The organism is Candidatus Njordibacter sp. Uisw_056 (assembly GCF_047730085.1).
Classification (GTDB): Bacteria; Pseudomonadota; Gammaproteobacteria; order Pseudomonadales; family Balneatricaceae; genus Njordibacter.
In genome coordinates, this window is record NZ_CP159830.1 from 1,484,725 (window position 1) to 1,496,738 (window position 12,014).

At 42.7% G+C, this 12,014-nt stretch carries 12 protein-coding genes; 6 read left to right on the forward strand and 6 right to left on the reverse strand.

Translation table 11 applies throughout. The features are described 5' to 3' along the window. Positions 1-33 precede the first annotated feature (33 nt). The 4 genes from clpX to ald all read right to left on the reverse strand — a co-directional run bounded on the left by clpX (position 34) and on the right by ald (position 5,021). Positions 34-1,317, reverse strand: coding sequence for an ATP-dependent Clp protease ATP-binding subunit ClpX (gene clpX, locus ABXT60_RS07215; protein ID WP_443632053.1), 1,284 nt, complete (start codon positions 1,315-1,317; stop codon positions 34-36). Between the two features lie 120 nt (positions 1,318-1,437). Next, positions 1,438-2,058 carry an ATP-dependent Clp endopeptidase proteolytic subunit ClpP gene (gene clpP, locus ABXT60_RS07220; RefSeq protein WP_046481888.1) on the reverse strand — a complete coding sequence of 207 codons (621 nt, stop codon included), beginning with the start codon at positions 2,056-2,058 and terminating at the stop codon, positions 1,438-1,440. A 213-nt stretch (positions 2,059-2,271) separates the two neighbouring features. Next, positions 2,272-3,618, reverse strand: coding sequence for a trigger factor (gene tig, locus ABXT60_RS07225; RefSeq protein WP_443632054.1), 1,347 nt, complete (start codon positions 3,616-3,618; stop codon positions 2,272-2,274). Between the two features lie 275 nt (positions 3,619-3,893). After that, positions 3,894-5,021, reverse strand: coding sequence for an alanine dehydrogenase (gene ald, locus ABXT60_RS07230; RefSeq protein ID WP_443632055.1), 1,128 nt, complete (start codon positions 5,019-5,021; stop codon positions 3,894-3,896). Between the two features lie 157 nt (positions 5,022-5,178). Here ald and ABXT60_RS07235 point away from each other — a divergent pair, with 157 nt between their 5' ends. The 6 genes from ABXT60_RS07235 (at position 5,179) to ABXT60_RS07260 (ending at position 10,844) form a co-directional block, all read left to right on the forward strand. After that, entirely contained in the window at positions 5,179-5,664 is a 486-nt protein-coding gene (locus ABXT60_RS07235; RefSeq protein ID WP_443629488.1) for an Lrp/AsnC family transcriptional regulator, read from the forward strand. A 60-nt stretch (positions 5,665-5,724) separates the two neighbouring features. After that, positions 5,725-6,414, forward strand: coding sequence for a sigma-70 family RNA polymerase sigma factor (locus ABXT60_RS07240; RefSeq protein ID WP_443629489.1), 690 nt, complete (start codon positions 5,725-5,727; stop codon positions 6,412-6,414). Positions 6,415-6,417: 3 nt separating this feature from the next. After that, positions 6,418-6,609, forward strand: coding sequence for a zf-HC2 domain-containing protein (locus tag ABXT60_RS07245; protein WP_443629490.1), 192 nt, complete (start codon positions 6,418-6,420; stop codon positions 6,607-6,609). A gap of 112 nt (positions 6,610-6,721) precedes the next feature. Beyond that, on the forward strand, positions 6,722-8,929 hold the full coding sequence (locus ABXT60_RS07250) for an FAD-dependent oxidoreductase (RefSeq protein ID WP_443629491.1): 2,208 nt from the start codon (positions 6,722-6,724) through the stop codon (positions 8,927-8,929). Beyond that, positions 8,926-9,534, forward strand: a complete 609-nt coding sequence (locus ABXT60_RS07255; protein ID WP_443629492.1) for a CDP-alcohol phosphatidyltransferase family protein — start codon at positions 8,926-8,928, stop codon at positions 9,532-9,534. Before ABXT60_RS07250 ends, ABXT60_RS07255 begins: the two co-directional genes overlap by 4 nt. 596 nt (positions 9,535-10,130) lie before the next feature. Next, the gene (locus tag ABXT60_RS07260; protein WP_443629493.1) at positions 10,131-10,844 is read left to right on the forward strand and encodes a type 1 glutamine amidotransferase; all 714 of its coding nucleotides are present in this window, start codon (positions 10,131-10,133) and stop codon (positions 10,842-10,844) included. Between the two features lie 45 nt (positions 10,845-10,889). Here ABXT60_RS07260 and ABXT60_RS07265 read toward each other — a convergent pair whose 3' ends face one another. After that, positions 10,890-11,084 (reverse strand): hypothetical protein, encoded by a 195-nt coding sequence (locus tag ABXT60_RS07265; protein ID WP_443629494.1) that lies wholly within the window; start codon positions 11,082-11,084, stop codon positions 10,890-10,892. A 37-nt stretch (positions 11,085-11,121) separates the two neighbouring features. Beyond that, positions 11,122-11,982, reverse strand: coding sequence for an ABC transporter ATP-binding protein (locus ABXT60_RS07270; protein WP_443629495.1), 861 nt, complete (start codon positions 11,980-11,982; stop codon positions 11,122-11,124). Between the last annotated feature and the right edge of the window lie 32 nt (positions 11,983-12,014).

Sequence of the window (12,014 nt, forward strand, 5' to 3'; positions counted from 1 at the left end):
TTAGGTGGCTTTTCCGGCTTACATCAGTTTAGGTTACTCGTCTGACGCAGCTTGTTGGAGCTCGCTACTGTCCAAAACCATTAACGGTTCAGATTCTCCAGTAATACTTTGCTCATTTACAACAACCTTAACCACGTTGCTTTGGTCAGGAAGCTGATACATTGTCGGCAAGAGCACAGACTCGAGGATAGACCTCAAACCACGCGCACCAGTCTTACGCTCCATCGCTTTTTGCGCCACTGCCTTTAGTGCTTCATCACGGAATTCAATTTCTACGTCTTCCATTTCAAAGAGTTTATGATACTGCTTTGTTAAGGAATTCTTAGGTTGAGTCAATATTTGAACTAAAGTTTCTTGATCAAGTTCTTCTAAGGTAGCAATCATGGGTAGACGACCAACAAATTCTGGAATTAATCCAAACTTTACTAGATCCTCAGCTTCAACTGAATGCAATAACTTGCCGACGTCTTTACTATCATCTTTACTCTTAACCGTGGCAGAAAATCCAATACTACTCTTTTCTGTACGATCACGAATTACCTGGTCTAGCCCGGCAAAAGCACCACCACACACAAACAGGATATTACTAGTATCAACCTGCAAAAACTCTTGCTGTGGATGTTTACGGCCACCCTGGGGTGGCACAGAAGCAACTGTCCCTTCAATAAGCTTTAATAGGGCCTGTTGCACACCTTCGCCAGATACATCACGGGTAATTGAAGGGTTATCAGATTTGCGAGAGATCTTATCTATTTCATCAATGTAAACGATGCCACGTTGGGCTTTCTCAACATCATAGTCACATTTCTGCAGTAACTTTTGAATAATATTCTCTACATCTTCACCAACATAACCCGCTTCAGTTAGCGTAGTGGCGTCTGCGATGGTGAACGGCACATTCAATAAACGTGCTAGGGTTTCTGCCAATAGTGTCTTACCACTGCCCGTTGGCCCTATCAGTAAAATGTTACTTTTACCCAACTCAACGTCATCTTTGCCGCCAACATAGTTTAACCGCTTATAATGATTGTAGACCGCCACCGACAAAACCATCTTTGCTCGTGGCTGTCCAATAACATATTCCTCTAGAGCTGCACAAATCTCTTTTGGAGTCGGTAAGTGGTCTTCAGCTTCTGGCTGGTCTTGGTCTAGAATTTCTTCGCGAATGATATCGTTACACAGGTCAACGCATTCATCGCATATAAAGACCGACGGCCCAGCAATTAATTTGCGCACATCGTTTTGGCTTTTACCACAAAAGGAACAGTACAGTATCTTACCGCCGCCTTCTCCAGATCCGTCTTTGTCTATGCTCATATAATTACCAATATTGGTAGCCTGCTTTAATTGCTAGGCTAATGTTAAATCTTTTCTATCACTATTGCCGACGAACTATAAGCCTAATTAGCTTTTAGTAAAGTCACAGGTTGCCTGGTTTTATACTGGACGCTTGTCTAATACCGTGTCAATAAGACCGTAGTCTACTGCTTGGGCGCCTTCCATAAAGTTATCACGGTCAGTGTCTGCCGCAATGGTCTCAAGCTTCTGACCAGTGTGCGTCGCCATTATTCGGTTTAACTTGTCCCGGATGTTGAGAATTTCTTTTGTATGAATTTCAATATCTGTAGCTTGGCCTTGATAGCCACCCAAAGGCTGATGAATCATCATTCTTGAGTTAGGTAAGCAATAACGCTTACCTTCTGCACCACCAGTTAATAGTAAGGCGCCCATACTGGCCGCTTGCCCAATACACATTGTACTTACATCAGGTTTAATAAACTGCATGGTGTCATAAATAGACATGCCAGCAGTCACAGATCCACCTGGTGAGTTAATGTATAAGTGGATGTCTTTGTCTGGATTTTCTGCTTCCAGAAATAACAGCTGAGCAACCACTAAATTAGCCATGTGATCTTCTACTTGGCCTACTAGGAAAATAACGCGTTCTTTAAGAAGGCGTGAATAAATGTCATAAGAACGCTCACCGCGGGAAGTTTGCTCTACGACCATAGGCACTAACGCACTTAACTCTTGATTCAATTTGGGGCTTAGCCCCATTTCTGGAGGAAAAGAAAAACTCATTGTTGTTACAACTCCAATACATAAAAAACGTTACACTAGACTCTATGGTGCCAAATCTAACAAATGCCAAGGTCTAAACAAATTAAAAGTCTAAATTAATCAATTAACATGCAAAAAAAACGGCATGAATTACATCAAAGTAACTCATACCGCTGATCCGTTCAAGCCCAGAACAGAACGATAGAAGGATTAAACTTCTTCGCTTGGCTTTTCTTCATCACCTGTAACGTCTTTGCTTTCTGGCTCAACGGCTGTTTTATAGTCTACAGCAACTTCAGTAATGCTAGCAGCCGCTAGCAAATGCTCAACAACCTGATCTTCCAGAACTACACCATCTAACTGGCTACGTTGTTCTGCGTTGTTCATGTAGTGATCAATAAACTCCTGCGGATCTTGATAGCCCTGAGCCATTTCCTCTACTAAGGCTTTAACCTTGTCTTCGTCAGCCTTAAACTCATTCTGCTGGATAATCTCAGCAGCTAGCAAGCCAATTTTAACCCGCTTATCCGCCTGATCTTGGAACATTTCGTCAGGCAAAATACTAGGATCTAGGTTTTCATTACCACCACCAAACTGTTGCAGTGCCTGTTGCTTCAAGCGGCCTAGTTCTTCAGTGACTAATGCTTTAGGCACATCAAATGTGTTTAATTCTAGGTAAGCATTCAATAAGCCATTTTTAAGCTTAGATTTAAGTGCTTGGTTCATCTCGCGGCTCATGTTAGAGCGGATTTCAGCGCGGAAACCGGCTTCGCCTTCTTCCTTTGGATTAAAGCGTGCAAAGAACTCTTCGTTTAGCTCAGGCTTGGTTGCTTCGCTAACCGTATTTACTTTAATAGTGAAAACGGCTTCTTTACCGGCAAGTTCAGCCGCGTTGTAATCTTCTGGAAAGGTTACCGTAATGTCTTTGTCTTTACCCGCTTCCATTCCCAGAATGCCTTCTTCAAAGCCTGGAATCATACTGTTAGAACCAAGCACAAGATCATGGCCTTGCGCTGCGCCACCGTCAAATGCTTCACCGTCTAAGTAGCCTTCAAAATCAATATTGATCTGATCAGTGTCTGCAGCCGCACGCAGAACTTCAGTCCACTGTGTTTGCTGGCTTAATAACATTTCGACCATTGTGTCTACGTCAGTATCTTCAATGCTGGATGTCATACGATCTACACTTACTCCAGAAGCATCTACCAAAGCTATTTCTGGATAGATTTCTACCACAGCGATGTAGGAAAACTCACCTTTACCAGCGTCTTCTTTTGGCTCGATATTAGGCATGCCTGCAGGCTTAATATTTTCCTGCTGGAGTGCTTCAAAGTAGCTAGACTGGATCACATCACCCAATACGTCTTGACGGATGCTGGCACCGTAACGCTTCTTTACCACTTTAGCAGGTACTTTACCCGGACGGAAACCGTCAATTCGGATGGTTTTAGCGGTTTCGTTAACCTTTTTATCTACTGCGCTATCCACTTGCTCAGCAGGTACTGTCACGGTTAAACGTCGTTCGATGCTTGTAGTCGCTTCAACTGAAACTTGCATTTAAATGCCTCATTAATTATCAAATGAACGCGCCCTTGCTCAGGCACGCTCTACTATAGTCTTGCCTATTGACCACCTAAACAGGTGATTACCAAAAAATATTGAATAATAGGCTAAATTAAAAGACCGAAGTTTCCGTATTTAACGCCTAATAGTCAAGCCATTAGCATAAAAGGACGCTTGTTTTTGCCAAAAAAAACGCCTCTTTGCAAGAGACGCTTTAAATTTGGCCCTATAACAGCCATAAACAAACTAAATACAGTTAGCTCAACAATTTAAGCATCAGCATTAGCCACTGCTATTTCTGGCAATAAATATGTATAACCTAGTGCTTTAGCAACATGTTCATTAGTTACTTGGCCAGCATGTACGTTTAAACCAGCTAAAAAGTGCACATCTTGCTCCAAGGCCTGCTTCCAACCTAAGTTTGCTAACTTAAGAATATACGGCAAGGTAGCGTTATTAAGGGCGTAGGTAGACGTCATAGCAACGCCACCAGGCATATTAGCCACACAATAGTGGACTACCTCGTCTACAACATAGGTGGGATCTTCATGGGTTGTGGCCTTAGATGTTGCAAAACAACCTCCCTGATCAATTGCCACATCTACCAACACTGAGCCTGGCTTCATGGCTTTTACCATAGCTTGGGTGACCAGCTTAGGCGCCGCTGCACCTGGGATCAATACTCCACCAATCACAAGGTCAGCATCTAAGACATATTCTTCCAGGCTATCTTGGGTGGAGTAAACTGTTTTAACTGCGCCATTAAACTCTTTATCTAATCGAGCCAAGGCTTGGGTAGATCGGTCTAGAACAGTCACTTGAGCTCGCGCGCCCAAGGCCATTTGTGCTGCATTTGAACCGACTACACCGCCGCCAATAATAACCACTTTAGCTGGGGCTACACCAGGCACACCACCCAAAAGCATGCCTCTGCCACCTTGAGCTTTTTCCAGCACATGAGCGCCCGCCTGAATTGACATGCGTCCAGCCACTTCTGACATTGGTGCTAATAGTGGCAAACCACCTAGGGCTGAAGTAATCGTTTCGTAGGCAATGCACGTTGCACCAGAAGCGACTAAACCAGCAGTTTGTTGGGCATCTGGAGCTAAATGTAAATAGGTAAAAAGTAGCTGATTGACCCGCAACATAGCAATCTCAGATGCTTGCGGCTCCTTTACTTTGACAATCATCTGCGAACGAGCAAAAACTTCTGAAGCAGTCCCAACAATTTCGCCACCGGCAGCAACAAAGTCGCTATCAGTAGAGCCAATTCCGCTACCAGCGAGGGTTTCAACAATAACACTATGGCCTGCATGAACGAGCTCTCGCACACTAGCGGGTGTCATGCCTACGCGGTACTCGTGATTCTTAATTTCCTTAGGTACACCAATTAACATTACACAGCCCTTTTAATCTAACAATAACTTCGTTACATTTAAATAATATAGAGATAGAATATAATTCTATTTTAATGCTGTTTTTGATGCATTATCTTGTTATATTTAGCCAAAAATAGATATTTTAATCAATTTAATTACACAAAATAGGTTTTTTATGGAACTAAATGCTAGCGAAAATATAGAACTTGATCACACTGATAAAAAAATCATTAATGCGTTACAAAATAATGCTCGATTAAGTAATGTAGAGCTGGCGGAGCAAATAAACCTATCGCCCTCTGCATGCTTGCGGCGCACTAAGTTTTTACTGGACAGCGGCGTATTTGATCGATTTGTTGGTTTGTTAAATCGAGCGTTGTTTCACGTACAAGGCACAGCCTTTATTTTTATTAGCTTAGATAAACAAAGTGAGGCTGTATTTGATGACTTTGAAATTGCAGTAGCCAAGCTTGAGCAGGTAATGGAGTGTTACTTAATGGCTGGCGATAATGACTTCATGTTAAAAGTGGTTTATACCGACGCCAAGGACTATGAAGAGCTATATTACAAAAAAATACTCCGCTTGCCTGGAGTAGTGGGCACGCAAACCCGCATGGCTTTACGCCAAGTACATAACAATACGAATATAATGGTGACTTAATTTTTGTGTCGCCTCACTTTACTTAATTAAAACCCCTTATAGTATTAAGCATAAAATTTTTTGATTGAATACTTGGCGCTAGAAACATACAGTGACCCACCAGCAGTTAATGTAGCCCAAAAAAACATGCCCCTCCACCCTGTAATTACCGAAAGAATTCAGCACCCAGATTGGACTCAAGACCAAGTATTTATGAACGAGTTGCGACAGCAGATGATAAAGTTTGCGACATTACAACTTTCTGATCAACATCTTGCAGAGGACGCAGTGCAAGATGCGTTAGTAGGCGCTCTTAAAAATCAGCAAACATTTACCCGCCAGGCTGCCTTAAAGACTTGGGTATTTGCCATATTGAAACACAAGATTGTTGACCTACTTCGAAGTAGAAGTCGGCTGGTATCAAGCAGTTCGTTGCAAATAAACGATGATGAGGACCACGTAATAGAGGTATGGGATCAACCATTTAATTCTAGAGGCCACTGGCATCTATCAGAACAACCCACGCCATGGCAGCAGCCTGCAGACAGTTTAGCTATGGATCAATTCTGGCTTACTTTTGAAACCTGTCTAAACGCATTGCCAGCCCAGTACAGCAAAGCCTATATGATGCGTGAGTTTGTTGGTTTAACTACGCAAGAAATTTGCCTACAAACTAACACCAGCGAAAATAGGCTAAATGTACTACTCTATAGAGCTCGTATGAAACTGCGTAACTGCCTACAGGAAAATTGGTTTGATAAAGGAGCATGATTAATGTTGAACTGCAAAACAATTACGAAATTACTTTCTGTAGCTCAAGACCGAAAACTTAATCTAGCAGAAAAGATTCGTTTAAAATTGCACACAACCATGTGTTCTGCGTGCCGAGCTTTTGACAAGCAGTTGCAGGAGTTGCAGGGGTTTTCAAACAATTTTATTAACGAAAAACACACACCAAAAGATTAGTACTTATTTCATTTCAATAATGCAAATTTTTAATTTAAAAATCAGTGTAAGAAAATTAACCGCTATCCGACTAAACGTTAAATATGACTAAAAACTTAATGAGTAATAAGTAATGAGTTCTGCAAAAAACACTTCCAAAAAAATTCTATTATTAGTTTTAGTCACGATAATCGGTGCGCTGTTGGTATTTTTAAATGGCCAGTCAATAGATCTAGCACGCATGCAGATGGTTGTTGCAGATGTGACGCAATGGCGCCAAAACAATGAAACGATGTTTGTCGCCGTATTTTTTACTAGTTATGTCATTATCACAGCAACATCCTTACCCCTCGCGGTATGGATGACTCTAGCAGCTGGGGCATTGTTTGGTTTATGGTGGGGCGTGTTAATGGTTTCATTTGCTTCTAGCATAGGAGCTACTTTAGCTTTTTTATCGTCGCGTTATTTTTTGAGAGACTGGGTTAACACCAAACTGGGGAAACATGCCAAAACAATCGATGCCGGGTTAACAAAAGATGGTATCTTCTATCTCTTTAGTCTGCGTTTGATTCCAGCTTTGCCATTTTTTGCTGTCAATCTGCTACTAGGTTTGACCGCAATGAAAGCTTGGCGTTTTTATTGGGTGAGTCAAATAGGCATGTTACTGGGAACAGTGGTATACGTAAATGCGGGCACTCAATTATCACAGCTCAAAAGCTTAAGTGGTATAACATCTCCAGCCTTAATCATATCATTTGTTGTTTTGGGGCTACTGCCTTGGGTAGTGCGCTTGGTATTACGCGTTTACCAGCGAAGAAAAGCGTATTCAACATGGGATAAACCTAAAAGCTTTGATCGTAATATTATTATCATAGGCGCAGGCGCTGCGGGCTTAGTTTCGGCTTATATTGCCGCTGTAGTGAAGGCAAAAGTAACCTTGGTAGAAACCCATAAAATGGGTGGTGACTGCCTCAATTACGGCTGTGTGCCATCTAAGGCTCTCATTAAAAGTGCAAAGGTGGCCCATCAAATTAAGCATGCAGATCACTTTGGGTTAACAGGGGTTAACCCTTCATTCAGTTTTAGCAGCGTAATGCAGCGAATCCATCAAGTAATAGCGGCCATTGCACCTCATGACAGTGTGGAACGTTATCAATCATTGGGTGTTGAAGTATTGCAAGGTCACGCCAAACTCATCAGCCCTTGGTGCGTAAGTATCACCCATGCTGACGGCAGCAGCACTCAATTAACCAGCCGCAGTATTATTATTGCTACAGGTGCAGCACCTTTTGTGCCACCCCTGCCCGGGCTAGAATCAATAAACTATTTAACGTCAGATACATTATGGGAACATCTACGCTGTAACGAACAAGCACCTAAGCGCCTAGTAATACTTGGCGGTGGTCCTATCGGATGTGAGCTCGCCCAAGCCTTCGCACGTCTGGGATCACAGGTTACTCAAGTAGAAATGCTAGAGCGGCTTATGGTAAAAGAGGATGAAGAGGTGTCTTTGTTCGTAAAGCATGCCTTACAGCAAGACGGTGTCAATGTGCTAACAGGTCACAAAGCCATAAAGTGCGGCGTCAGTGAGCTAAAAAGTGAAGATAATTTAGGCAATGAAGTTACACACGATGTGAAGTGGCTTGAGGTCGGGTGTGGTGAAAGAATACAGCGCATTGAATTTGACGAAATAATAGTGGCTGTAGGCAGAGCTCCAAGACTAAGTGGATTCGGCTTAAAGGAACTGGGAATCCCCACTAATAAAGTGGTTCAAACAAACGATTATTTAGAAACTCTATTGCCTAATATTTATGCGGCAGGTGATGTTGCAGGGCCTTATCAGTTTACTCACGCGGCAGCCCATCAAGCTTGGTATGCCTGCGTTAATGCATTGTTTGGTCAGTTCAAACGCTTTAAAGTAGATTATCGTGTCATTCCTTGGGCTACTTTTGTAGACCCCGAAGTGGCTAGGGTTGGGCTAAATGAACAAGACGCAGCTGCGCAGGGTATCAGTTACCAAGTAACTCGCTACGGTATTGACGATTTGGACCGAGCCATTGCTGATGGTTCTGCTGCAGGTTTCGTAAAAGTATTAACAGTGCCAGGCAAAGACAAAATACTAGGCGTCACTATTGTCGGTGCCCAGGGCGCTGAACTGATTGCCGAATTTGTCCTCGCCATGAAATACAACTTAGGCTTAAATAAAGTGCTTGGCACTATCCACATTTATCCTACAATGGCAGAAGCCAATAAATATGTAGCAGGTGAATGGAAGCGTGCACAGGTAAACCCTAAAACAATGCTTTGGTTGCAACGTTATCATAGTTGGCGCAGATCATGATTGATGGTCGCATACTGCCCTTGCAGCAGAAAATACTCCACCCCATTGCTAAACTATTAGTGCGCTTGGGTGTTCGCGCTGATCAGATCACCATCGCCGGATTTTTGGTTGGCCTTATCGCCCTGCCTCTGATTGCCAATGAATATTACGAATGGGCATTAGTGTTTATTTTGGGTAACCGTTTGTTGGACGGATTAGATGGTCCAGTAGCTCGCTTAACCCAAGCAACAGACCGTGGCGCGTTTTTAGACATTGCCTTAGATTTTGCATTTTATGCTGTTATTCCTTTAGCTTTTGCATTTGCTGACAGCTCAGCCAATGCCCTAGCTGCTGCCGTTTTACTAACGGCGTTTATAGGCACAGGTTCATCGTTTTTGGCATTTTCATTAATGGCACAAAAACGAAAATTACAGTCACAAACATTTCCTAACAAAGGCTTATATTATTTAGGTGGAGTGACTGAGGGGGCTGAAACCATAGCCATATTTGTGGCGTTTTGCCTTTGGCCCGATTTATTTGACATTTTAGCCTACAGCTTTGCTTTTGCCTGTCTACTTACTACCTTAAGCCGTTGGCTACAAGGTTGGTATATGCTTGCCGATTAACCGTGATAATCTACCACCATTAACTGAGACTATAAAATGGCTTCAACTCTAAATTATTGACCACCCACACGCCTAGTGACTATGTTATCTGTATTAACCATAGGGTGAGTCAGTCACCTTAGTCATGCTGACCAATGGCAGAAAACACTAGATCAAGCTTCAGCTCAGGGGCCCTTAGTAAATTTAAAGCCGCCATAAAGAAAGCCCATCAACGATGATTTATGCGGCCTAACCTCATCAACCATGACTTTAGTTTAGTGTTACTTAAACAACAAATTAAACTGCTTCTAGCCCAATTCATAAAGTAACACTGGCAAGTTTGAATCTTTTAATATCAGAGTTAAACGAAGTATATATTTTCTTAAGATGACAGATGAAAAAATTAAGGCATGACCTGAAGCCAAGCTTTGCAAAGCTCGTGGTGGACGAGGATAGGTAACTATTAACAGCCATACTAATAGACACCAATCTATTTAAAAAGCTAAGCACTTATAGGTATACTAGGGGTAAACTAATTTTCAACTTAGACTGGTATATAGCCTTCATATTATTATATTTAACTATGATGCAGATAAATTTTGTCGGAGCACTTGATTATGCGTGTACTTGTTTTTCAGCACGTTGATTGCGAACACCCAGGTTCTTTAAGACAGTTTTTAGCTGAAGACGGTATCCACTGGGACGCAATTTATTTGCACCGTGGCGATAAAATCCCTAGCTTTGATAAGTATGATGCACTTTGGGTTATGGGTGGCCCGATGGACGTATGGGATATTGAGGAAAACCCATGGTTGGTTGCCGAAAAAGCAGCGATTAGGCAATGGGTTAGCGTGTTAAGAAAACCATATCTAGGCCTATGCCTCGGGCATCAGTTACTTGCCGACGCTCTCGGTGGGACTTGTGGGCCTCAAAAAGTTTCAGAGATTGGTGTATTAGACGTTGAACTAACAGATGAAGGTAAAGCTGACGCACTCTTTACTGGTACACCAGATACACAAAAGTGCCTGCAGTGGCATTCGGTCAGAGTAGCACAAGCACCAGAAGGTGCGACTGTTTTGGCTAAGTCAGATGTATGCGCCATTCAGGCAATGAGAGTAGGATCTAATGCTTGGTCCATGCAATATCATGTTGAAATAGAGCCTGATACTATCGACAACTGGGGTGCTATACCCGCTTATGCCCAAGCTCTAGAAGAGACCCTTGGTGAAGGTGCTTTGCCTCGCCTTAAACAGGATGCGGATAAGAGCATGGATCTGTGTTTAAACAGCGCTCAAACCATCTATAAAAACTTTATGCTAGCGATTAATTGAGACCGACTGACTTAGATTAGTAATGGGGGCATCACAACCAACTCATTAATTCCTTAATCCTGCAGCGATAAATAGCAGCATACTCAGCCCCATAAACCCATAGGCGAGCTTGTTTAAATTCTTAATAGCGTTTTCTGACAAGGCCCCACGAGATGCCAACACGGTCACACAGAGGGACAATAAACCCCCAATAACCGCTAAGGATACAACCGTAGAGCGTTGCAGCAGTACCTCAAGCATTTAGAAGAGCCCACACTGCGCGTTGAACATCCACTGATCAACCCGCTCGTTTAGAATAGGCATCAAGGAAGTCAGCTGCAGCAGCGCTGCCGCCAGAGAAGGACTTCATTGCTTCCTCATGTAACAGGGTCATGACCTCAGTTTTGATGTCATTCGCTTGTTTAAGATCTGCCATTGCTTCAATGTTTCTTGGCCGTGGGATATCAATTTCAATGACTGATCGGGTCGATGTAGGTAAGTTAGTCATGATCAAAAGACGATCCGCAAGAAAAATAGCCTCATCTATATCGGTTGTGACAAAGAAGTTAGTATTACGATCTTCTTCATACAGATTAGCATAATATTCCCACATCAATTCTTTTGACATATGGTCTAGCCCACGAAATGGCTCGTCCAAGATCATTACTTCAGGCTTGTTAATCATTGCACGCGCGAGTTCAGCACGACGTTGCATGCCACCTGATAATTGAGCTGGATACTTATCTCTAAAGGCCTCTAGTCCAACTTTTTTAAGTAAAAACTCAGCTTGAGCCTCGGACGCATCCGCATCTTCGCCACGCGCACGTGGACCATACATAACGTTGTCCCAAGTAGTCATCCAAGGGAATAGCGCTGATTCTTGGAATAGGACCAAGCGATCTTTTCCTGGCCCTATGATGGGCTCACCACCAATTGTGATTTGCCCAGATGTAGGTTGGTCAAAGCCCGCAATGAGTTGAATTAGCGAACTCTTACCACAACCTGACGGTCCGATCATTACCGTTAGCTTGCCACTTTCTATGGTAAAGGAGCAGTCTTTGATAACTTCTTTGGCAAATGGGCCCGCTCCAAACGTTTTGCCTACGTTTGTTGCAACAATTTCGTTACTCTTTCTAGGTGTTGATGTTTCTGTCGACATTAATAATTCCAAAATTTCAATTCAAGATCAAA